The sequence below is a fragment of the Streptomyces sp. NPDC000941 genome (assembly GCF_053599555.1).
Window position 1 is genome coordinate 37,569 of record NZ_JBSFMM010000044.1, and the last position, 22,065, is coordinate 59,633.

The following is a 22,065-nucleotide window of genomic DNA, read 5'->3' on the forward strand; positions in this document are numbered from 1 at the left end:
CTCATTTCTTGTCCGGTGCTGGTCGCCACGGCCGCACGCGGGTCGCGCCGCGCCATGCGGTGGGAGTGTCGTACGCGGCCGTTCCGGGCCTTCAGCCGGAAGGCCCGGAACGGCATGGGCGCAGGGGGATCAGAGCCGGTCGAGGATGCCCTTCATCTGCTTGACCTCAGTGGACTGGTTCTTCACGACATCGTCGGCGAGTTTCTTGGCCGCGGCGTTGCGGCCGTTCTTCTGCTCGTCCTTCGCCATGTCGATCGCGCCGTTGTGGTGCTCGATCATCATCTCCGCGAACGTGCGGTCGAAGTCCGTGCCCTTGGCGGCCGTGAGGTCCTTCATGTCCTGCTCGGACATCATCCCGGGCATCTCACCGCCCGCCATGTCGCCGTGGTCCATGCCCGGCATGCTCGAGCCCGACTCCGGCCTACCCCAGGACTTGAGCCAGGACCGCATCGTCTTGATCTCCGGGTCCTGGGCCTTTTCGATCGCCGTGGCCAGGGTCTTGATCTCCTGGTCGGACGCCCGGCCGTCGGCCGGCTTCGACATCTCCAGCGCCTGCTCATGGTGCACGATCATGGACTGGACGAAGGTCACGTCCGCGTCGTTGAACGCGCCCTTGGCGGGCGACGTGGTGGCCTTCTGCGACGCGGCGGAATTGCCGCTGCCGTGATCCATACCGGCCATGTCGTTCCCGCATGCGGCGAGCAGCAGGGACCCAGCGGCGACGGCTCCCGCCACGGCGAGGCGGCGGTGCAGGGGGCGGTGAGCGGCACGCTTGAAGGCGTTCATGTTCTGTTACCTCGTGTCTGTCGGTTCTGCGAGTGGATGCGTAAGGCGTCGCCGCGGGCGCCCTTCATGGGCTCGCCCGCGCAGAGAGGACGGCCTAGATCCGCAGAACCGACAGGTGCGCGAGGTCAGGGGGGCGCGGTGGCGGGGCGTTGGGCCGCAGGGCCATGAGAACCCTGCCCATGAGGTGCGCGAGCCACTCGCGGCGACTGGCGAGGGCGGCTCGCAGCAGGGAGAACAGCCCCCACGTGCCGAGCACGGCCAGACACAGCGAGGCCATGTTCATGGCCATACCCGGCTCGTGCGGTGGGACGGCGACATCGGCGGACGCGGAGTCATGCCCGGGGTCGCCCAAGGCCCGGGGCATGCTCATGCCCGTCGCGGCGCCTGGTTCGCCGGTCGCCCGCGTGTCAGCAGCGTGCGCCGTGACAGTCGTCTCGGGGCCGGAGTCAGCGGGGTGACCCACGGTGTGCATCACGAGCACGCCGAGTGCGGCCATCACGACAAGCAGGAGACGTGCTGCCACGCTCCCTGCCGCTATGCGCCCGCGCACTCTCACGGTTCCGCCGTACCTCCGTCCGTATCGACCATAAACGAAGCACACCGCTATACGGCGCGGCAGCCGATGCCGTTCAATGTCGCAACCTCAGCACACCCGGCGGTCTGTCTCCCGCCTGGGCCAGTGTGTCCCACTCCGGGATTCTACTAAGCTGATTCGCGGTATTGGATTCAGTGGGAGGTGGGTATGGGGACATGGACACTACGGCAATGGTCCGTAGCGGCGGCGGTGGCTCTCCTCGCGGGCATCGCGATCGGTGTGCCGACCGGGGTTGTGCCCACGCCGTTCTATACGCGGATGACCCCCGTGCTCTGGTGGAACTACCCGGCGGGGGCCGTCAGCTCCGTCCTCGAAGGGCTGCTGGTCGCCACCTTCGTGAACGGCCGGACCGCACGGGGAGGCGCGGCGGGGAACCGAATCCGGACGGCCGAACCCCGCACCGCGCGGGCCCTGATCGCCGGGACCCTCTCCGCGTTCGCCGTCGGCTGCCCCATCTGCAACAAGCTGGTGGTGCTCGCCCTCGGCGTCAGCGGGGCACTGTCGTACTGGGCACCGACCCAGCCCCTGCTGGCCCTCGCCTCGCTTGCCCTGTTGACCCATGCGCTGGTGCGACGCCTGCGCACCGCGGAGGCGTGTCCCGTGCCCCCGGTCGGCCGGTCGGCCAGGCCCGATGACTACGTTGAACTCACGTTGACGCCGGGACATTCGGGCACGAGAGACGGAGGGAACGATCGTGCGGCCACTGGGTGAGCTCGAGGCGGAGATCATGAACCGCCTGTGGGCCTGGGGGCGCCCGGCGACCGCGCGCGATGTCCTGATCGACATCAGCAAGGAGCGCCCCCTCGCGTACAGCACGGTCAAGACCGTCGCCGACATCCTCCACCGCAAGGGCATGCTCCGACGGGAGAAGGAGGGGCGGGCCTGGGTCTACGAGCCCACCTGCACCCGCCAGCAGTACACCGCGGCGCTCATGCAGGAGGCGCTCGCCGGCAGCCCTGATCGCGCCGGCGCTCTCGTCAGTTTCGTCGAACAGATCTCGGCGGACGAAGCGGATGCCCTACGCTCGGCGCTGCGTGCGACGAAGCGGAGGAACCATACGTGATCACGGCCCTGGCACTCGCTGGATACGCCGTCCTGGTCGGTGCCGTGGCAGCGCGCGCGCTGGCCCGGGCACCGTGGGCGCACCGCGCCCCGGGCCTGGCGGTCCTGGCCTGGCAGGGGCTGATGGTGACGTTCACGGTGACCACCGCACTGGCGGTCTACCACCTGATCCTGTCCGAACAGCATGTGCACAACGGGCTCATCGGACTGCTCGGCGCCTGCGGGGTGCTCCCGGGCGCCGCGGCGGACGGTTCGGCGCCGACCACGGCCGAAGCGGCCCTCCTGCTGGCCCCGGTCTTCGTCGTACTGCTCCCCATCGGCTGGTTTCTGCGTACGGCCTGGCGCGCCCGCCGGGTCCAGCGCCGCCATCTCGACATGCTCACCCTGGTCGGCCGCCCCGCCCCCGAGTACGGCGCCACGATCGTGGATCACGACACCCCGAGCGTCTACTGTCTGCCCGGCCGCTCTCGGCGGATCGTCGTGACACGCGGTGCGCTCGACGTTCTTTCCGCAGAGCAGCTCCGTGCGGTGCTCGAGCACGAACGAGCTCATATCGCGGGTCGGCATCACCTCTTCCACGCGGCGGCGGAAGCGTTCGAGCGCGCCTTTCCCGGGCTGCCGCTCGCCCGGCACGCCAGGGAACAGACCGCGCTGCTACTGGAGATGATCGCGGATGACCGGGCGCTGCGCTCCCACTCCCGGGAGGTGCTGGCTTCCGCGATGTGCGAGGTCGCTGCCGGGCGGGCGCCGAAGGCGGCCTTCGGCGCGGGCGGGCCCGGTGCGCTGATCCGGCTGCGCCGGATCCTCACCCCGCAGGTCAGGCCGCACCGCATGACGTGGCTCGGGGTCGTCTTCGCTGCCGTCGCGGCTCCGGTGCTGCCGCTGCTCGTCGCCTGCGGGCCCGCCGTCGGCTGACTGGCCGACTGTGCGGGTCCGGCGCCGGTGACCAGCCGGCGCCGGACATCCTCCTTGCGACCACTCACCGGGAGCCCGCCCGCCAGGATGGCCGGGCGGGCCCCGCGCTTGGTTGTTCATGCCGTCGTGCCGTACGACCCCAAGATCCGGATAAACTCCGCGACCGTCGGCATCTTCGGCAAGATCAACGGCAGCCATGGCTGTATCAGCATGAGCACCGAGGACGCCAAGTGGTTCCACGACCGCGTCCACTTCGGTAATCCCGTCACTGTCGTCGACTCCGAGGACACCGTCGCCGTCAACAACGGCTACGTCGACTGGGCCACCTGGCAGGACGGCAGCGCCCTGAAATAGCCGCTGAGCCATGCGCGGGCCGCAGGCGTCCCGGCGGACTCACAGCGACGCGGCGGCGCGTATACGGCCCTGCGCGGGGCTGGTGTCGGCATCGAGCCGCGCTCCGCCGTGAGCGTATCCCCGAGCTGTTCCTGCTGCTGGGGGCAGTCCTGCTCCGTCAGTTGGGAAGCCGCGACCGACCGGCCCTCGCCACGGCGACAAGGATCACAGCCGCCAGCCCGTACAGCGCCGTGGTGGCGGCAACCCTGCCCGCTCCGTAGGTCAGCGTCGGCGGCAGGTAGAGGGGTCGGCTTGCTCGGATGTCCCGCTTCGTGTCCCGCTCCACGGGGATCCAGGTTTCTGCGCGCCGCTCCCGCTCGTCGCGGAACGTCGCATACACGAACCAACGGCCGGAGGTGTGCACGGCGATGCTGCCTCGATAGGTGCCGGCGGGGCCCGCCATGAGACGACCTGTGAGCTTGTCGCCGGCGCGCCGGGCAACAAGGGAGTCCGGAGTGAGTGCCCTGTTCGTGGTCGTGAGCCTGACCTCGATGGAGTGTCCGCGGACGAAGCCCCGCCACTGCGCGGTGCCCGCCGCGGTGCCCTGCCCCGGGTCGTGGGCCAGGACGGTCGTCGCGGACAGCAACGGCAGGAGCAGCAGTGCCGACACCATGCCAGCCACCTGAACACCGCGGTACCAGTTGCGCGGTACGCCCTCGGCTGCGAGGACGGCCAGCGCCGAGCCGACGACGGCAACGGCCAACGACGGGGCGATCTGATGGGCGGTCACGACGGAACCGTGCGGCATGACGGGGAGCAGGGGTACGTAGGCCACGTGAACGGCCAGCGGCACCGCGGCGGGCAGCCACCACAGAGACGTACGCCACCGGTGGACCAGATCGGCCACGACCGCCACGGCGAGGACCGGCGGGACGATGGGCGTGGAGTGGCCGAGCCCGGCCAGGACGGCGACGGTGAGGAGGCGTACGGCGGTGAGCAGCAGGGCCGCTCGGGTGGCTGCCCAGGTGCGTCCGTCGAAGCGGCGCAGCAGCACGAGGGCCAGAGTCAGGCCCGTGCTGACTGCGGGCAGGAACCAGACGGTCGAGAACTGTGGGACGTCGGACTCGTACTCCATGACCGGGGCCAGTGCGGCACCGAGCAGAAGCGCGCCGCCCAGGACAGGGGCGAAGCCGCCGCGCTGTTCGGCGATGGCCCGCAGCAGGGTGACGGTCAGGGCGAAGGTCGCGACGATGGCCAGCAGGTGGGGCGGACTCCACAGGACGGAGTCCGGGCCGAACGCAGTGTGCCAGGCGGCGTCCGCCGGCGCCGCGATCGCAAGGGAGGCCCCGGACGCTGCGACCCACCTAAGAAGCGGGTCCGTCGCCGCACCGCGCAGGCCCTGGCGGCGGACCCGCGGCCACCCCCACCACGCGACTGCGGCGAGGGTGACCGTAAGAGAGCCATAGAGCAGCACATGGGGCGGGCTCCAGAAGGTGTCCCGGCCCACATCGGTGTGCAGAGAGTCGTCCCAGTACATGCTGAACAGCGCCAGCAAGCCGCTCGTCGCAGCCGCCAGAAGTTTGCCCATGCCCCCGCCCGCCTCTGCTGTCGTGATAGGCAACAGGCGGACTCTATACCCCTAGGGGGTATATTGCGAGTCGTTGTGCGCGGCCAAGGCGGCCCCGCCGTCACCCCTCACCCACGCGGCGACGCGGGACGGGGGGGCGTTCCCCGTTCGGCACCGGATGGTGCCCTCGGGGTGGCCGAACTCTTGCTGCTCGCTCTTGTCGCGATCACGATGTCGATGTGGGTTACCGATCCGATGCGCTGATGGACACCACTGCCGTACGGCGTCGGCCACCCCGGTTTTACGCGTCGAAGGAGGAGGGTCATGCAGCATCACGCCGATGCCCCTGATCCCCACACTCAGCATCGCCAGAGCCCTCGCAAAGAGCGCAGTACAGCGGTTCTGGATGTTCGCGGGCTGGTCTGGGCATCGCAACAGAGCACGGTCGCCGCCGTGCTGGGGAGGCGTCCCGGCGTACTCGAGGTCGAGGTCAACCCGGTCGCGGAGTCGGCGACGGTGGTCTTCGACCCACGGCGTACGTCGCTGGCGGAGCTGCGCCGCTGGGTGGAGGAATGCGGCTACCACTGCGCGGGGCAGTCCGTACCCTCGCATGTCTGCGACCCGATGGCGGAGCCGGACCCGGCCGGCGCGGACACCGAGGACCGGCACGCGGCTGACGAGGGCCACGGCACGGGAGTAGCAGCTCCGGCCGTGCCGACGGAGCACGCCGAGCACATGCCGCCCGAGGCTCCCGCCGAGGCCGAGGGGACGCCGTCGCCGCATGAGCTGATGGGGCACGGCGGGCACGAGGCCATGTCGATGGCGGCGATGGTGGCCGACATGCGCAACCGCTTCCTGGTGGCGCTGCTCTTCTCGATCCCGATCGTGATCTGGTCGCCGATCGGCGAGGACGTGTTCGGGATCGACGCGCCGGTCCCGTTCGGGCTGCGCCAGGACGTGTGGGCGCTGTTGCTGAGCCTGCCGGTGATCTTCTACTCGTGCTCGATCTTCTTCGACGGCGCCGTACGGGCCCTGCGTGCCCGCACCCTGGACATGATGGTGCTGGTCGCGGTCGCCGTCGGCTCCGGCTGGCTGTACTCGCTGATCATCACGCTCACCGGGGGCGGCGACGTCTTTTACGAGGCGGCAACCGTGCTGGCCTCGTTCGTGCTGCTCGGCCACTGGTTCGAGATGCGCGCCCGCGGCGGCGCCAACGACGCCATCCGCACCCTGCTCGACCTCGCCCCGCCCAAGGCACTCGTCATACGCGACGGTGAGCCGGTCGAGGTGCCCACCGCCGAGGTCGCGGTCGGGGACCTGCTGCTGGTCCGTCCCGGAGCCAAGATCGCCGTGGACGGGACCGTGGAGGAGGGGGAGAGCGAGGTCGACGAGTCGATGGTCACCGGGGAGAGCCTTCCTGTGCACAAAGCCCCGGGCTCGCAGGTCGTCGGCGCGACCATCAACGCCAACGGTACGCTCCGCGTGCGTGCCACCAAGGTCGGCTCCGACACCGCGCTGGCTCAGATCGTCAAACTCGTTCAGGAAGCCCAGAACTCCAAAGCTCCCGGGCAACGGCTGGCGGACCGCGCGGCATTCTGGCTGGTCTTCGTCGCCCTGATCGGCGGCGCCACGACGCTGGCCGTCTGGCTGCTGGCCACGGACCGCTCGCTTGGCACCGCGATGCTGTTCGCCATCACCGTCGTGGTCATCACCTGCCCGGACGCCCTGGGCCTGGCCACCCCCATGGCCATCATGGTGGGCACCGGGCTGGGAGCCCGGCGCGGTGTGCTGTTCAAGAACGCCATCGCGTTGGAGTCGTCGGCCGGGATCCAGACCGTGGTCATGGACAAGACCGGCACTCTGACCAAGGGCGAACCGGAGGTGACCGATGTGGTCACGACACCGGGCATGGACGAGGGAGAACTCCTGCGGCTCGTCGCGGCGGTCGAGCGCGAGTCCGAACACCCGCTGGCCGAAGCCGTCGTACGCCGCGCCGAGGCGCAGGCCGTGGACGTGACGAGCGCCGGACACTTCGAGAACATCCCCGGCCACGGTGCGACCGCCGTCGTCGACGGCCACCGGGTCGCGGTCGGCAACCGCAGACTGGCGATGCGCGAAGGTGCCGAGCTCGGGCCACTGGCCGCCCGGCGCGAGGAACTGGCCGACACCGGGCGCACCGTGGTCATCGCCACCGTCGACGGCCGAGCGGCGGGCCTGTTCGGCATCGCCGACGCACCACGGGAGACCTCGGCCGCCGCCGTGGCCGAACTGCACGCCCTCGGCGTCGAAGTGGTCATGCTCACCGGAGACAACCAGGCCACCGCCGAACGGATCGCGGACCGTCTGGGCATCGACACCGTCATCGCCGAGGTACTGCCCCAGGACAAGGCGGCCAAGGTGGCCGAGCTGCAACGGGATGGTCGCAAGGTCGCCATGGTCGGAGACGGCGTCAACGACGCCCCGGCCCTCGCCCAGGCCGACCTCGGCATCGCCATCGGCGCCGGCACCGATGTCGCCATCGAGACCGCCGGCCTCGTCCTGATGCGCTCCGACCCCCTCGACGTGCCTTCGGCGCTGCGTATCGGCCGCGGCACCCTGCGCAGGATGCGGCAGAACCTCGGCTGGGCCATCGGCTACAACGCCGTCGCCCTGCCCATCGCCGCAGGCGTCTTCGAGCCTGCCATCGGCCTGGTACTGCGGCCGGAGATCGCCGCGCTGTCCATGTCCGGCTCCAGCATCATCGTCGCCGTCAACGCCCTCGCACTCAAAGGTCTACGGCTGCCCGGCGCGGCACCGGCGCCCGCCGACCAGTCCCCCGGTACCCCGGCCGCCCTCGACACCCGCGGGAGCGCAGACCCTGACACCGGTCGCCGCGCCGCCTGACCCGCGACGCTCGGTGCCGTAATGCCGTCGCCTGCGCCGTGCCACCGAGGGCGGGCGGTGGTCGATGGCGATGCCGGCACAGCGACCACGCTGGTGAGGGTGTCCGGGGCCATCCGGCGCATTCGCGGCGCAGCCGACCACGAAGGGCAACAGCGGCACGATCACGGCCGCTGCGCTCATCGACGCCGAGGGGCGCCGGGTGAGGACGCCGACACGCGGCCGCGTACCCGATGAGCGCGGCGACGACGGTCACTCCTCAGCTCGCCCTTTCGCGGCCCGCAGCACCGCACGAAGGGCGCTGACCTCCGCGGAGGTCATCTGCTCGACGAAGTGCGCCAAGGCCGTCCGCCGGTCTTCGCTCGCGCCGAGCGCATCCTCCATCAGGGCCGCAGAGTACTGCTCGCGACTGTAGACGGCCTCGTACAGCCAGGCACGACCTTCCTTCTCCTCGCGGCGGAGCCAGCCCTTGTTGTGGAGGATGTTGGCCACAGTCATGACGGTGGTGTACGCGACGGACCGGGTCTCGTTGATGTCGTCGACGACCTCGCGCACCGTTGCCGGGCGCTTCCATCTCCACAGGCGGTCCATGATCTCCGCCTCCAGCTCCCCCAACCACCTCATGGCCGCTTCCTTTCCGACGCAGTACGCGGGTTCATAGTAGATGGCGGCGGCTGTTGGCCGGAGAAAACGCCCGCCGCAGGCTGCAAGCGGCGCAGGCACGTTTGCCGGGACCGCGGCGGCGTAGCGGGTCTGCTCCACATCACCGACGAGGCAGCCTCCCCAACGTCGCGGTGAATAGTGCCCCTGGTCGTCTCGATGGCAACGTCGGTTGTCGCCTCGACGCTTCCGACCGGCGCCGAGTCGCGCGCTGCGGGCCAGGCACGCATCGCTCGGAGCGTGCCGTCATCCACTAATGGCGTTAGTCGATCACCGCTCCAGATGGGCGGGTACCTGCGCCCCGGTGATCAACGTGATACCCCTCTGACGTGTGGAATCACGGACAACATGGCGCGATCATGGTGCACAATTTACTAATCTACTTAGCTCTCTCTGCCTATACTGCGGGCATGGAGTTCGCTTACCTGCCCAGCCCGCCCACCGGCGTGATCCACCTGGGCCCTCTCCCTCTGAGGGCCTACGCCTTCTGCATCATCATCGGCGTCTTCGTGGCGGTGTGGCTCGGCTCGCGACGCTGGGTGGCGCGGGGCGGCGGCAAGCACGCCGTCGGCGACATCGCCATCTGGGCAGTGCCGTTCGGCCTCGTCGGCGGCCGCCTTTACCACGTGATCACCAGCCCGGACGCATACTTCGGGAAAGGCGGCGAACCGATCCGCGCCCTGTACGTCTGGCAGGGCGGCCTCGGGATCTGGGGCGCCATCGCTCTCGGTGCCCTGGGAGCCTGGATCGGCTGCCGCCGACACGGTGTCCCCCTCCCTGTCTTCGCCGACGTGATCGCCCCCTGCATCGCGCTGGCTCAGGCCATCGGCCGCTGGGGGAACTGGTTCAACCAGGAGCTGTACGGCCGGGCGACCACCCTCCCCTGGGGTTTGAAGATCGATCCCGGCAACCGGCCGGTGAGCAGCCCGGACGTGGCCACCTACCACCCGACCTTCCTCTACGAGTCACTGTGGGACGTCGGTGTGGCAGTCCTGGTCCTGTGGGCCGACCGCCGCTTCAAGCTCGGCCACGGCCGGGCCTTCGCCCTCTACGCCACCGCGTATACCGCAGGCCGCTTCTGGGTCGAATATCTGCGCGTTGACGAGGCTCGCCGATTCCTCGGCCTGCGCCTGAACGACTGGACCTCGATCGTGGTGTTCGCCGGCGCCGTCGTTTACCTCGTGATCTCGGCTCGCCTCCGGCCCGGCCGGGAGGCCTTGACCGACACCGATTCCCCGACCTCCCTCGCGCAGAAGAAGGCGAGCACGGCATGACGAAGACCAACAAGATCAAAATCAGTCGGGTGCACACACGCTCGCTGGTGTCCAGGGCCTTCGGCTGGTCCCTGTTCTCGCTCAGCCTGATGGTCGTCGTGGTGAACTGGATTGAGGAGTTCAGCAGTCTGGAAGCCCTACCTGGCGGGCACTCTGCCTTCTATCTGATCGGCGGCATCGCAGGAGCCGCCGTGGGTCTGTGGAGAGCCGGAGTGATGGACGCCAGGTCGTAGCGGCCTACGGGCTTCTCCCGTCGCAGACAGGCACACGGCCGCAGGCCGACGAGCACGCCCCAACAGGCCGCTCGGTGGCGAGCACCAACCGGGCTAGTCACCACCTCCGTCGCAGTCGCCCTGTGGCGCACCGCGCCGACGGTACGCCGCCACCTATGGGGCATCGCGCTCGCCGCGATCCTGGGCGGCGCGGTCGCCAATTTCGTCGACCGGGCCGCCGACGGGCAGGTCACCGACCACCTGCACTCGGGCTGGTGACCCACCTTCAACCTCGCCGACAGGTTCATCGTTTGCGGTGGTCTGCTGCTCGTGGCCCTCTCTTGGCGAGTCGGCCAACGCGCAGGACACCTCGGCTCGGCGTGAGCGGGCATCGGACGGCCTTGAGCCCCGGTGGCACGAGGGCGACACCACTGGGGCTCGTTCGGCGTGGCAGGGCCAGGCTCCCCGGCTTCCGCGCTATTCAGACTTCTTGACCATGGGCTTGCCGCAGTAGCAGGTCGGGGCGTCGTGCCGACCGGTGCGGGCGGGCGGAGCCGCCCCCACGGTCAGCTCGCACCCGCAGTCCGCGTCCGGGCGGCGGAAGACCTCATCCGCACGGAACGGCATGGCCATCACCTCTCTCATCGCATTCCATCCGTACGCCTCGACGCTGGAACCCGGCCCCTGGGGCCGGGTCAACACTTGGAGGGAGGAGGCGCGACATGACGCGACAGCAACTGACCATCGGGCAGGCCGCCCGGGCCGCGGGCCTGACTCCCAAGGCGATGCGGGTGTACGAAGCCAAGGGCCTGCTGCGCGCTGCAGGCGCCGACCCTGCCGTCGTCACCCAGTGGATCACCGAGACCCAGGCCCGCCGGGCCAGAGCCGACGCCGAACTCCGCGCGTCATCGACGGGGGCGGGGACGCGGCTGTCCCGCGATGAGATCGCGCGCCTCGTCCGCTCGATCAAGGATCCGGCTGCCGTGGTACGGCAGGCCGAACCCCCGGACAAGGCCGAGGTCTACCGGCAGCTCGGGCTGCGGCTCACGTACGACTCCGGGAAACACAAAGTGCTGGCCGAGATGAGACTCGACCAGCACTCCCGCGAAACCCGTGGGCTATCAGTACGTGTCCGAGGGGGGACTTGAACCCCCACGCCCGATAAAGGGCACTAGCACCTCAAGCTAGCGCGTCTGCCATTCCGCCACCCGGACCAGGTGTGCTGCGCGGTTCCCCGCGGCGACAGGGACAACGATACCAAGGTTTTGGAGTGCGTTTCACCTGCGTAAGGGACCGGCCCCGGGCCGCGCCGACCTGCGGTGACGCGGTCCGGGGCCGGGTTGAGGGTCACGGTGGGTGGTCGGGCGGTGCCAGGCGGCGTCAGGCGGGCATCAGGTGGTAGTCGGGGAAGTTGCCGGGGGTGCGGTCGGGGTCGGGGCCTTCGGTGACGGCGTGGACGAGGAGGTCGCCGCCGACGAAGGCGCCGCGCCAGGAGGCGCCGAAGCCGCCGAAGAGCTCGTCGCGGTCGCCGCGGGAGCGGGGCTTGCCGTGGCCGGTTTTGAAGGCGCGGATCTGGGGGGCGAGACGCTGGTAGGTGGCGGGGTCGTCGCAGGAGAGGGTGGCGACGAGGGCGCCGTTGCTGGCGTTCATGGCGGCCAGCAGTTCGGCCTCGGTGTCGACCAGGACGAGGGTGTCGACGGGGCCGAAGGGCTCGGCGTGGTGGAGGGGGGAGGACGGGGGCGGGTTGAGGAGGGTGACCGGGGCCAGGTAGGCGGAGCGGTCCTGGTCGGGGAGGAAGTGGCCGTCGGCGAGGTCGCCGCGGTGGAGGGGGACGGCGCCGCGGTCGATGGCCTCGGCGACCTGGTCGTCGAGCTCCTTGGCCTTGGCGGCGTTGATCAGGGGGCCGAAGTCGAGGTCGGGGAGGGGGTCGGCCGGGTGCTCCACGGCGAGGGGGTGGCCGAGGCGGATGGCGCGTACGGCGGGGAGGTAGACGGCCAGGAAGGCGTCGAAGGAGGAGCGCTGGACGACGAAGCGGGGGTAGGCGGTGCAGCGCTGCTTGGCGTAGTCGAAGGTCTTGCGGATCTGGGGGCCGAGCTCGTCCCAGCCGGTGAAGTTCCAGATGCCCCAGGCGTTGAGGCCCTCCTGTTCGAGGATGTGGCGTTTGCCGAGGTCGGCGACGGCGGTGGCGACGCGGGCGCCGGTGTCGCGGCCGCCGACGAAGGAGACGCAGCCGATCTCGGGCGAGCGGACCAGGGCCTCGGAGAGTTCGCCGCCGCTGCCGCTGACCAGGGTGATGGGGACGCCCTCGCGGGCGGCGAGGGCGGCGGCGAGGGTGAGGCAGGCGAGGCCGCCGTCGGTGGGGGTCTTGGCGATCACGGCGTTGCCCGCGAGGGCCTGGACCAGCATGGCGTGGCCGAGGACGCTCATCGGGTAGTTCCAGCTGGCGATGTTGGAGACCGGGCCGGGGAGCGGGGAGCGGCGCTCCAGCATGCGGTCGATCTCGTCGGCGTACCAGCGGACGCCGTCGATGGCCCGGTCCACGTCGGCCTGGGCGAGCCGCCAGGGCTTGCCGATCTCCCAGACCAGGAGGAGTGCGAGCAGTTCGCGGTGGGCGGCGAGGGCGTCGAGGGTGGCGGCGACGCGGGCGCGGCGCTCGGGGAGGGCGATATGGCGCCAGGCGCGGTGCTGGTCGAGGGAGGCGCGTACGGCCTGGCGGGCGGTGGCCGCGTCCAGGCGGGGCGGGCCGGCGATGGGGGTGCCGTCGACCGGGGTGACGGCGGGGAGGGGGTGGCCGTCGGCGTGCCAGCGGCCGTCCCACAGGTTGAGGACACGGTCGTCCCGGAACGCCTCGGGCGCGGCGGCCAGGCTGCGCTGCCAGGCGTCGGCCCAGGCGGTGCCGGGTTTATGGGTGAGGGTGGCTGCCATCCTCATCACCTTCCCTGGCCGACCCGGCGCACATCACCGGCGTCCGCCAGAAGGGCGAACACCAGCTCGGCCGTCTCCGTCGGCGTGGCCCCGACCCGTACGCCGGCCGCCTCCAGCGCCTCCTTCTTGGCCCGGGCGGTGCCCGAGGAGCCGGACACGATGGCCCCGGCGTGGCCCATGGTCTTGCCCTCGGGGGCCGTGAAGCCCGCTATGTAGCCGACCACCGGCTTGGTCACCCGCTCGGCGATGAAGCGCGCCGCCCGCTCCTCCGCGTCGCCGCCTATCTCGCCGATCATCACGATCAGGTCGGTGTCGGGGTCGGCCTCGAACGCGGCCAGGGCGTCGATATGGGTGGTGCCGATCACCGGGTCGCCGCCGATGCCCACGCACGACGAGAAGCCGATGTCCCGCAGTTCGTACATCAGCTGGTACGTCAGCGTGCCCGACTTGGACACCAGGCCGATCCGGCCCGGTTTGGTGATGTCGGAGGGGATGATGCCCGCGTTGGACTGGCCCGGGGAGATCAGCCCCGGGCAGTTCGGGCCGATGATCCGGGTGGCGCGGGCCCGGGCGTAGGCCTGGAAGGCGACCGCGTCGTGCACCGGGATGCCCTCGGTGATCACGACGGCGAGCGGGATCCCGGCGTCGGCCGCCTCGATGACCGCGGCCTTGGCGAACGGCGGCGGGACGAAGAGGACCGTCACATCGGCGCCGGTGGCGTCCACCGCCTCGGCTACGGAGCCGAAGACCGGCACCGTACGGCCGTCGATGTCGACCTGGACCCCGGCCTTGCGCGGGTTGACCCCGCCGACGATGTCGGTGCCGGCCGCGAGCATCCGGCGGGTGTGCTTCATGCCCTCCGCGCCGGTCATGCCCTGGACGATGACCTTGCTGTCCTTGGTGAGGAAGATTGCCATGAGCGTAAGCCCCCTTAGCCTTAGCCCTTAGCCCGCGACTGCCGCGAGTTCGGCGGCCCGCGCCGCGGCGCCGTCCATGGTGTCCGCCTGGTGTACGAGCGGATGGGCACGCCCGGCGAGGATCGCCCGGCCGCGCGCCGCGCTGTTGCCGTCGAGCCGGACGACCAGCGGTTTGGTGAGGGTTACGGTGTCCAGGGCGCGGACGATGCCCTCGGCCACCGCGTCGCAGGCGGTGATCCCGCCGAAGACGTTGACGAGGACGGACCGTACGTCGGGGTCGCCGAGGACGACGGAGAGGCCGTCCGCCATCACCTCGGCCGAGGCGCCGCCGCCGATGTCGAGGAAGTCGGCGGGGCGGGCGCCGCAGCCGGCGACCACGTCGAGGGTGGACATGACCAGGCCCGCGCCGTTGCCGATGACGCCGACCTGGCCGTCCAGCTTGACGTAGTTCAGTCCCTTGGCCGCCGCCTTCTCCTCCAGACCGACGCCCTTGGTGTCCTGGTACGCGTACGTCCTGCGGAAGCTCGCGTTGTCGTCCAGCGTCACCTTGCCGTCCAGCGCCACGATCTCCCCGCCGCGCGTCACCACGAGCGGGTTGACCTCGACCAGCAGCGCGTCCTGCTCGGTCAGCACGGTCCACAGCCGGCGCAGAATCGATGCCGCCTCGGCCGGCAGCCCGCCCGCCGCCGCGATCTCGGCGGCTTTCGCCTCGGTCACGCCCTCCTCCGGGTCCACCGCGGTCCGGGCCACCGCCTCGGGGCGGCGGGCCGCCACCTCCTCGATCTCCATGCCGCCCTCGGCGGAGGCGATCGCCAGGAAGCGGCCGCGGGCCCGGTCCAGGGCGTAGCCGACGTAGAACTCGCGCTCCACGTCGACCGGTTCGGCGACCATCACCCGGTGGACGGTGTGCCCCTTGATGTCCATGCCGAGGATCTGACGGGCGGTCAATTCTGCCGCCGCCGGGTCCGCGGCGAGCTTCACCCCGCCCGCCTTGCCCCGTCCCCCCGCCTTCACCTGCGCCTTGACGACGACTCGGCCGCCCAGCCGCTCGGCCGCCGCGCGGGCCGCGGGCGCCGAGTCCGCGACCTCCGCCCGTGGCACCAACACGCCGTGGCGCTCGAAGAGTTCCCGTGCCTGATGTTCGAACAGGTCCATGCCCGCTCCTTTGGTCCCAGTCGCAGCGCTTGGTCAAACCCTTGCCGCACGCCCCCTGGACATCGATCAGTCGATGCGGGATAACAATGTTCATACCGCATAACGTCGACTGTATGCAATCTGCAAGACCTATCGCGAGACCGCACCCACCCCCTACGAAGGGACGCGCATCGCCATGCCCGACGACAGCCAGGAACTCATCTCCGGCGGGCACTTGGTCGCCAAGGCGCTCAAAGCCGAGGGCGTCGAGGTCATCTACACGCTCTGCGGCGGCCACATCATCGACATCTACGACGGCTGCGTCGACGAGGGCATCGATGTCATCGACGTACGCCATGAACAGGTGGCCGCCCACGCCGCCGACGGCTACGCCCGCATCACCGGCAAACCCGGCTGCGCCGTCGTCACGGCCGGCCCCGGCACCACCGACGCGGTCACCGGCGTAGCCAACGCCTTCCGCGCCGAGTCCCCCATGCTGCTCATCGGCGGACAGGGCGCCCACACCCAGCACAAGATGGGGTCCCTCCAAGACCTCCCGCACGTCGACATGATGGCGCCGATCACCAAGTTCGCCGCCACCGTCCCGGACACCGCCCGTGCCGCCGACATGGTGTCCATGGCCTTCCGCGAGTGCTACCACGGCGCCCCCGGCCCGTCCTTCCTGGAGATCCCGCGCGATGTCCTGGACGCCAAGGTCCCGGCCGCGAAGGCCCGTATCCCCGAGGCCGGGAAGTACCGGGCCTCCACCCGCAGCGCCGGCGACCCCGAGGCCGTCGAGAAGCTGGCAGACCTGCTGGTGCGGGCCGAGAAGCCGGCGATCCTGCTGGGCAGCCAGGTGTGGACCTGCCGGGGCACCGACGCGGCCATCGAACTGGTACGGACGCTGAATGTGCCCGCGTACATGAACGGCGCGGGCCGCGGCACCCTGCCGCCCGGCGACCCGCACCACTTCCAGCTCTCCCGCCGCTACGCCTTCGCAGGCGCCGATCTGATCGTGATCGTCGGCACCCCCTTCGACTTCCGGATGGGCTACGGCAAGCGGCTCTCCCCCGACGCGACGGTCGTCCAGATCGACCTCGACTACCGCACCGTCGGCAAGAACCGCGACATCGACCTCGGCATCGTCGGCGACGCGGGACTGGTCCTGTCCGCCGTCACCCAGGCCGCCTCGGGCCGGCTCAACGGGGGCGCGGACCGGCGCAAGGAGTGGCTGGACGAGCTGCGCGCCGCCGAGCAGACCGCGATCGAGAAGCGGCTGCCGCAGCTGCGCTCGGACGCCTCCCCCATCCATCCGTACCGCCTGGTCAGCGAGATCAACGACTTCCTCACCGAGGACTCGATCTACATCGGCGACGGCGGCGACATCGTCACCTTCTCCGGTCAGGTGGTGCAGCCCAAGTCGCCCGGCCACTGGATGGACCCCGGTCCGCTGGGCACCCTCGGGGTCGGCGTGCCGTTCGTGATGGCCGCCAAGCAGGCGCGCCCCGACAAGGAGGTCGTGACCCTCTTCGGGGACGGCGCGTTCTCCCTCACCGGCTGGGACTTCGAGACGCTGGTCCGCTTCAACCTGCCCTTCGTCGGCATCGTCGGCAACAACTCCTCGATGAACCAGATCCGTTACGGCCAGAAGGCGAAGTACGGCGAGGAGCGCCAGCGGGTCGGCAACACCCTCGGCGATGTGCCGTACGACCAGTTCGCGCGGATGCTCGGCGGCTACGGCGAGGAGGTCCGGGACCCGGCGGACATCGCCCCGGCCCTGCGGCGCGCCCGCGAGTCCGGCAAACCGTCGCTGATCAACGTCTGGGTCGACCCGGACGCGTATGCCCCCGGAACGATGAACCAGACGATGTACAAGTAAAAGGGGTCAGGAGATGACCAAGGCTCTTGAGGGCGTACGCGTCCTCGACATGACGCACGTACAGTCCGGTCCCTCCGCCACCCAGCTGCTGGCCTGGCTCGGCGCGGACGTCATCAAGCTGGAGTCCGTCACCGGCGACATCACGCGCAAGCAGCTGCGCGACCTCCCGGACGTCGACTCCCTCTACTTCACGATGCTCAACTGCAACAAGCGGAGCATCACCCTCAACACCAAGACCGAGCGCGGCAAGGAGATCCTCACCGAGCTCATCCGGCGCAGCGACGTCATGGTGGAGAACTTCGGCCCGGGCGCCGTGGACCGCATGGGCTTCAGCTGGGAGCGCATCCAGGAGATCAACCCGCGGATCGTCTACGCCTCGATCAAGGGCTTCGGCGACGGCCCGTACACCAAGTTCAAGGCGTACGAGGTGGTCGCGCAGGCCATGGGCGGGTCCATGTCCACGACCGGGTTCGACGACGGGCCGCCGCTGGCGACGGGCGCGCAGATCGGCGACTCGGGCACCGGGGTGCACTGTGTGGCGGGCATCCTGGCCGCGCTCTACCAGCGCACCCACACCGGGCGCGGCCAGCGCGTCAATGTGGCCATGCAGCACGCGGTGCTGAATCTGTGCCGGGTCAAGCTGCGCGATCAGCAGCGGCTGGCGCACGGCCCGCTCGCGGAGTACCCGAACGAGAGCTTCGGGGACGAGGTGCCGCGCTCGGGCAACGCGAGCGGCGGCGGACAGCCGGGCTGGGCGGTCAAATGCGCGCCCGGCGGGCCCAACGACTATGTGTACGTCATCGTGCAGCCCGTCGGCTGGCAGCCGATCACGGAGCTGATCGGGCGGCCGGAGCTGGCCGAGGACCCGGAGTGGGCGACGCCCGAGGCGCGGCTGCCCAAGCTGGCCAAGATGTTCCAGCTGATCGAGGAGTGGTCGTCCACCCTGCCCAAGTGGGAGGTGCTGGAGGCGCTGAACGCCCACAACATCCCCTGCGGGCCGATCCTGTCCACCAAGGAGATCGTCGAGGACTCGTCGCTCGCGGCCAACGAGATGGTGGTGCGCGTCGACCACCCCGAGCGCGGCACCTTCACCACCGTCGGTTCGCCGCTGAAGCTCTCCGACTCCCCGGTCGAGGTCGAGCGCTCGCCGCTGCTGGGCGAGCACAACGAAGAGGTGTACGTCGGGGAGCTGGGCCTCGGCGACGAGGAAGTGCGGCTACTCAAGGCGAACGGAGTGATCTGACGGTGACGTATGACAACGATGCCGTACGGGCCGTGCTCGACGCCGCGCGCGCCGAGGGGCGCACGGCGCTGACGGCCCCCGAGGGCAAGCTGATCACCGACGCGTACGGGATTCCGACCCCGGCCGAGGGGCTGGCGGAGTGCGCGGACGACGCGGTGGCGCTCGCCGACCGGATCGGCTTCCCGGTCGCCCTCAAGATCGTCTCCCCGGACATCCTGCACAAGACCGACGCGGGCGGGGTCCAGGTGGGGCTGACGTCGGCGGCCGAGGTGCGCGGCGCGTTCACCACGATCGTGACCAACGCCCGCGCGTACGACCCGAAGGCGCAGATCCAGGGCGTGCAGGTGCAACAGATGGTGCCGCCGGGCGGCCAGGAGGTCATCGTCGGCGCGGTCACCGACCCGACCTTCGGCAAGGTCGTCGCGTTCGGCCTCGGCGGGGTGCTGGTGGAGGTGTTGAAGGACATCACCTTCCGGCTGGCCCCGGCGAGCAGCGACGACGCGCTGTCGATGCTGGACTCCATCCGGGCCGCCGGGGTGCTGCGCGGCGTACGCGGCGGGGCGGCGGTCGACCGGGAGGCGCTGGCCGACCTGGTGGTCCGGGTCTCCCGGCTGGCCGCCGATTTTCCCGAAGTGGCGGAGGTGGATCTGAATCCGGTGTTCGCCTCCGCGAGCGGGGTGCTGGCCGCCGACGTACGGATCCTGCTCAGCGACACGCCGCCCGCCGAGCGGCGCCGCTACTCGCGCGAGGAGATCCTGACCGCGATGCGGCGGCTGATGCAGCCGCGCTCGGTCACCGTGATCGGCGCCTCCAACGAGCAGGGCAAGATCGGCAACTCGGTGATGCGCAACCTCATCGACGGTGGCTTCCCCGGCGAGATCCATCCGGTGAACCCCAAGTCCGACGACATCCTGGGCCGCAAGGCGTACAAGTCGGTGACGGATGTGCCGGGCGAGGTGGATGTGGCGGTCTTCGCGATCCCCGCCAAGTTCGTCCCCGCGGCGCTGGAGGAGGTCGGCCGCAAGGGCATCCCCAACGCCGTCCTCATCCCCTCCGGCTTCGCCGAGACCGGCGAACACGAGCTGCAGGAGCGAATCGTGGCGATCGCCGAGGAGCACGGGGTCCGACTGCTGGGGCCGAACATCTACGGCTACTACTCCACCTGGCAGGACCTGTGCGCCACGTTCTGCACCCCGTACGACGTCAAGGGGCCGGTGGCGCTCACCTCGCAGTCCGGTGGCATCGGGATGGCCATCCTCGGCTTCGCCCGCACCACCCGTACCGGCGTGTCGGCGATCGTCGGCCTCGGCAACAAGTCGGACGTGGACGAGGACGACCTGCTCACCTACTTCGCCGAGGACCCCAACACCCAGTGCATCGCCATGCACCTGGAAGACCTCAAGGACGGCCGCGCCTTCGTCGAGGCCGCGCGCGCCACCGTGCCGAAGAAGCCGGTCGTGGTGCTCAAGGCGGGCCGTACGGCGGCGGGCGCCAAGGCCGCGGGCTCCCACACCGGGGCGCTGGCCGGGGACGACGCGGTCTACGACGACATCCTGCGGCAGGCCGGGGTGATCCGCGCCCCGGGCCTGAACGAGATGCTGGAGTACGCGCGGGCGCTGCCCGTGCTGCCCACGCCACAGGGTGACAACGTCGTCATCATCACCGGGGCCGGGGGCTCGGGGGTGCTGCTGTCCGACGCCATCGTCGACAACGGGCTGTCGCTGATGGAGATCCCGCCGGACCTCGACGCGGCCTTCCGCCGCTTCATCCCGCCCTTCGGCGCGGCCGGCAACCCGGTCGACATCACCGGCGGCGAGCCGCCGGCCACCTACGAGGCCACCATCCGGCTGGGCCTGGAGGACCCGCGCATCCACGCGCTCGTCCTCGGCTACTGGCACACCATCGTCACCCCGCCCATGGTGTTCGCCGAGCTCACGGCGCGGGTCGTCGAGGAGTTCCGGGCGCGCGGGATCCACAAGCCCGTGGTGGCCTCCCTCGCGGGCGACACCGAGGTCGAGGAGGCGAGCCAGTATCTCTTCGAGCACGGCGTGGTCGCCTACCCCTACACCACCGAGAAGCCGGTGGCCGTCCTGGGCGCGAAATACCGCTGGGCCCGGTCGGCGGGGCTGCTCACGGGGTTGCCCACGGGGTTGCCCACGTAAAGCGCACCGTTCTCCCGAGCACGAAGAGTTTGGACAGGGGGCGCTGGCCAGTTCCTTCGAAGCCAAGGGGACGTCATGAGCACAGAGCAACACCGGGATGGGACCGTGCCATTCCGCGAAGTGCAGGACGGCAAGGGGCGCGTCTACCGCATCGGCGAGACGGACCGCGACATTCTCGGCCACAGCCGGAAGTTGATGGTCTATCTACCGTGGATCGCGATGATGGCCATCAGCGTGTCCGAGTACGCGTACGGATCGGCCGAGGACACGCTCTCCGAAGCACACGGCTGGAGCCAGAGCAACACCTTCTGGATCCTGAGCGTGTGGGTGTTCTTCCAGGCCGGGATCGCCTTCCCGGCCGGCTGGATGCGGGAGAGGGGGATACTGACCGCCCGCAGGGCGATGTTCACCGGGTCGGCGCTGTGTCTGGTCGGCTTCTTCGCCCTCTCCCACCTCGACAACGTTGCCGCAGCGATCTTCGGCTTCGGCGTCGTCGGGGGGCTCGGCTCCGGGCTCGTCTACGCCACCTGCATCAATATGGTGGGCAAGTGGTTCCCGGAGCGGCGCGGCGCGAAGACCGGGTTCGTCAACGGCGGCTTCGCGTACGGCGCACTGCCGTTCATCTTCATCTTCAACTACTGGTTCGACACCGGGAACTACAACGAGGTGCTCGACCTCATCGGTGTCTATGTGCTGATCGTGGTGGCGGTCTGCGCCTGGTTCTTCAAGGACCCGCCCAAGAACTGGTGGCCCGCGCACATCGACCCGATCCGCTTCAGCGGCAACGCCAAGACCGCGGCGAGCCTGGCCAAGAACCCGCCCGCGGTGCGGCAGTACACCCCCAAGGAGGCCATCAGGACGGGCATGCTGCCCCTGATGTGGCTGTCGCTGGTGATGACGGCCGGGGTGTCCATCTTCGGCATCTCCTTCCAGGTCGACTACGCCAAGGACGTGGGCTTCGGCCCGCTGGTCGCGGCCTCGTCGATGGGCGTCATGTCCGTCATCAACGGCGTGGGGCGCGGGGTCGTGGGCTGGCTGTCGGACATCTGGGGGCGCAAGAACACCCTGGTGTTCGTGATCGTGGTCCTGGGGCTCGCTCAGTTCGGGGTGATTTGGGCCGGAAACCTGCACAACGAGGCGCTGTTCCTCGTCTTCGCCTTCCTCTCCGGCTTCGGCGGCGGCGCCTTCTACCCGATGTTCGCCGCCCTGACCCCGGACTACTTCGGCGAGAACTACAACGCCACCAACTACGGCCTGGTGTACAGCGGAAAGCTGGTCAGCGGGCTGTTCGGTGGCGGCCTCGGCTCCATGGTGGTCGACGACTGGGGGTACGACGGGGCGTACGCGCTGGCCGGCGGCATCTCCATGGTGGCGGCCGCGGTCGCCCTGCTGCTGCGCCAGCCGGGCCGGCCACGGGTCCGGGACATCGCACCCAACCCGCAGCCGATCAGCCGGGAGGCGGTCTGAGCCTCGTACGGTGGCGGAAACGCGGGACGGCGGCACGCCTGCACCACGGGCGTG

At 70.2% G+C, this 22,065-nt stretch carries 20 protein-coding genes, 1 tRNA gene and 1 pseudogene; 13 read left to right on the top strand and 9 right to left on the bottom strand.

Features of this window, described 5'->3' with window-relative positions; translation table 11 throughout:
- Nucleotides 1–129 precede the first annotated feature (129 nt).
- Together ACWDSL_RS16760 and ACWDSL_RS16765 are read right to left on the bottom strand one after the other, a co-directional pair.
- Nucleotides 130–786: a DUF305 domain-containing protein gene (locus ACWDSL_RS16760; RefSeq protein ID WP_450485979.1), complete on the bottom strand. Its 657-nt coding sequence runs from the start codon at nucleotides 784–786 to the stop codon at nucleotides 130–132.
- A 94-nt stretch (nucleotides 787–880) separates the two neighbouring features.
- The gene (locus ACWDSL_RS16765) at nucleotides 881–1,309 is read right to left on the bottom strand and encodes a DUF6153 family protein (RefSeq protein ID WP_450485981.1); all 429 of its coding nucleotides are present in this window, start codon (nucleotides 1,307–1,309) and stop codon (nucleotides 881–883) included.
- 219 nt (nucleotides 1,310–1,528) lie between these two features.
- Between ACWDSL_RS16765 and ACWDSL_RS16770 the strand changes: the two genes are divergently transcribed.
- The 4 genes from ACWDSL_RS16770 (at nucleotide 1,529) to ACWDSL_RS16785 (ending at nucleotide 3,712) form a co-directional block, all read left to right on the top strand.
- On the top strand, nucleotides 1,529–2,092 hold the full coding sequence (locus tag ACWDSL_RS16770; RefSeq protein WP_450485983.1) for a hypothetical protein: 564 nt from the start codon (nucleotides 1,529–1,531) through the stop codon (nucleotides 2,090–2,092).
- Nucleotides 2,076–2,444: a BlaI/MecI/CopY family transcriptional regulator gene (locus ACWDSL_RS16775; RefSeq protein ID WP_450485985.1), complete on the top strand. Its 369-nt coding sequence runs from the start codon at nucleotides 2,076–2,078 to the stop codon at nucleotides 2,442–2,444. The genes ACWDSL_RS16770 and ACWDSL_RS16775 overlap by 17 nt, the downstream gene beginning before the upstream one ends.
- Entirely contained in the window at nucleotides 2,441–3,358 is a 918-nt protein-coding gene (locus ACWDSL_RS16780; protein ID WP_450485987.1) for a M56 family metallopeptidase, read from the top strand. Before ACWDSL_RS16775 ends, ACWDSL_RS16780 begins: the two co-directional genes overlap by 4 nt.
- A gap of 87 nt (nucleotides 3,359–3,445) precedes the next feature.
- Nucleotides 3,446–3,712, top strand: coding sequence for a L,D-transpeptidase family protein (locus tag ACWDSL_RS16785; RefSeq protein ID WP_450485989.1), 267 nt, complete (start codon nucleotides 3,446–3,448; stop codon nucleotides 3,710–3,712).
- A 157-nt stretch (nucleotides 3,713–3,869) separates the two neighbouring features.
- Here the strand turns inward: ACWDSL_RS16785 and ACWDSL_RS16790 are convergent, their stop codons facing one another.
- A complete protein-coding gene (locus ACWDSL_RS16790; RefSeq protein ID WP_450485991.1) occupies nucleotides 3,870–5,312 on the bottom strand; it encodes a hypothetical protein in 1,443 nt (480 codons plus the stop codon).
- A gap of 270 nt (nucleotides 5,313–5,582) precedes the next feature.
- Between ACWDSL_RS16790 and ACWDSL_RS16795 the strand changes: the two genes are divergently transcribed.
- Nucleotides 5,583–8,141, top strand: a complete 2,559-nt coding sequence (locus ACWDSL_RS16795; RefSeq protein ID WP_450485993.1) for a heavy metal translocating P-type ATPase — start codon at nucleotides 5,583–5,585, stop codon at nucleotides 8,139–8,141.
- Between the two features lie 249 nt (nucleotides 8,142–8,390).
- Here ACWDSL_RS16795 and ACWDSL_RS16800 read toward each other — a convergent pair whose 3' ends face one another.
- Nucleotides 8,391–8,762, bottom strand: coding sequence for a BlaI/MecI/CopY family transcriptional regulator (locus ACWDSL_RS16800; RefSeq protein ID WP_450486017.1), 372 nt, complete (start codon nucleotides 8,760–8,762; stop codon nucleotides 8,391–8,393).
- Between the two features lie 446 nt (nucleotides 8,763–9,208).
- On the opposite strand from ACWDSL_RS16800, the gene lgt reads away from it, so the two are divergent.
- The 3 genes and pseudogenes from lgt to ACWDSL_RS16815 all read left to right on the top strand — a co-directional run.
- Nucleotides 9,209–10,072: a prolipoprotein diacylglyceryl transferase gene (lgt, locus tag ACWDSL_RS16805; RefSeq protein WP_450485995.1), complete on the top strand. Its 864-nt coding sequence runs from the start codon at nucleotides 9,209–9,211 to the stop codon at nucleotides 10,070–10,072.
- Entirely contained in the window at nucleotides 10,069–10,305 is a 237-nt protein-coding gene (locus ACWDSL_RS16810; RefSeq protein WP_450485997.1) for a hypothetical protein, read from the top strand. Before lgt ends, ACWDSL_RS16810 begins: the two co-directional genes overlap by 4 nt.
- A 108-nt stretch (nucleotides 10,306–10,413) precedes the next feature.
- Nucleotides 10,414–10,563 (top strand): annotated as a pseudogene (locus tag ACWDSL_RS16815) (signal peptidase II); the annotation flags it as partial.
- 198 nt (nucleotides 10,564–10,761) lie between these two features.
- On the opposite strand, the gene ACWDSL_RS16820 reads toward ACWDSL_RS16815, so the two are convergent.
- Nucleotides 10,762–10,929 carry a hypothetical protein gene (locus tag ACWDSL_RS16820; protein WP_450485999.1) on the bottom strand — a complete coding sequence of 56 codons (168 nt, stop codon included), beginning with the start codon at nucleotides 10,927–10,929 and terminating at the stop codon, nucleotides 10,762–10,764.
- A 77-nt stretch (nucleotides 10,930–11,006) separates the two neighbouring features.
- Between ACWDSL_RS16820 and ACWDSL_RS16825 the strand changes: the two genes are divergently transcribed.
- A complete protein-coding gene (locus ACWDSL_RS16825) occupies nucleotides 11,007–11,432 on the top strand; it encodes a hypothetical protein (protein WP_450486001.1) in 426 nt (141 codons plus the stop codon).
- Here the strand turns inward: ACWDSL_RS16825 and ACWDSL_RS16830 are convergent.
- The 4 genes from ACWDSL_RS16830 to sucC all read right to left on the bottom strand — a co-directional run bounded on the left by ACWDSL_RS16830 (nucleotide 11,414) and on the right by sucC (nucleotide 15,281).
- Nucleotides 11,414–11,498, bottom strand: a tRNA-Leu gene (locus ACWDSL_RS16830). The genes ACWDSL_RS16825 and ACWDSL_RS16830 overlap by 19 nt on opposite strands.
- A 166-nt stretch (nucleotides 11,499–11,664) precedes the next feature.
- Nucleotides 11,665–13,209: an aldehyde dehydrogenase family protein gene (locus tag ACWDSL_RS16835; RefSeq protein WP_450486003.1), complete on the bottom strand. Its 1,545-nt coding sequence runs from the start codon at nucleotides 13,207–13,209 to the stop codon at nucleotides 11,665–11,667.
- Between the two features lie 5 nt (nucleotides 13,210–13,214).
- A complete protein-coding gene (gene sucD, locus ACWDSL_RS16840) occupies nucleotides 13,215–14,126 on the bottom strand; it encodes a succinate--CoA ligase subunit alpha (protein ID WP_450486005.1) in 912 nt (303 codons plus the stop codon).
- Nucleotides 14,127–14,153: 27 nt separating this feature from the next.
- Nucleotides 14,154–15,281 (bottom strand): ADP-forming succinate--CoA ligase subunit beta, encoded by a 1,128-nt coding sequence (gene sucC, locus ACWDSL_RS16845; RefSeq protein ID WP_450486007.1) that lies wholly within the window; start codon nucleotides 15,279–15,281, stop codon nucleotides 14,154–14,156.
- Nucleotides 15,282–15,456: 175 nt separating this feature from the next.
- On the opposite strand from sucC, the gene ACWDSL_RS16850 reads away from it, so the two are divergent.
- The 4 genes from ACWDSL_RS16850 (at nucleotide 15,457) to ACWDSL_RS16865 (ending at nucleotide 22,011) form a co-directional block, all read left to right on the top strand.
- Nucleotides 15,457–17,139, top strand: a complete 1,683-nt coding sequence (locus tag ACWDSL_RS16850) for a thiamine pyrophosphate-binding protein (RefSeq protein WP_450486009.1) — start codon at nucleotides 15,457–15,459, stop codon at nucleotides 17,137–17,139.
- Nucleotides 17,140–17,152: 13 nt separating this feature from the next.
- Nucleotides 17,153–18,382 (top strand): formyl-CoA transferase, encoded by a 1,230-nt coding sequence (gene frc / locus ACWDSL_RS16855; protein ID WP_450486011.1) that lies wholly within the window; start codon nucleotides 17,153–17,155, stop codon nucleotides 18,380–18,382.
- Nucleotides 18,383–18,384: 2 nt separating this feature from the next.
- Nucleotides 18,385–20,544: an acetate--CoA ligase family protein gene (locus ACWDSL_RS16860; protein ID WP_450486013.1), complete on the top strand. Its 2,160-nt coding sequence runs from the start codon at nucleotides 18,385–18,387 to the stop codon at nucleotides 20,542–20,544.
- A 75-nt stretch (nucleotides 20,545–20,619) separates the two neighbouring features.
- Nucleotides 20,620–22,011, top strand: a complete 1,392-nt coding sequence (locus ACWDSL_RS16865) for an OFA family MFS transporter (RefSeq protein WP_450486015.1) — start codon at nucleotides 20,620–20,622, stop codon at nucleotides 22,009–22,011.
- The last annotated feature ends 54 nt before the right edge of the window (nucleotides 22,012–22,065 follow it).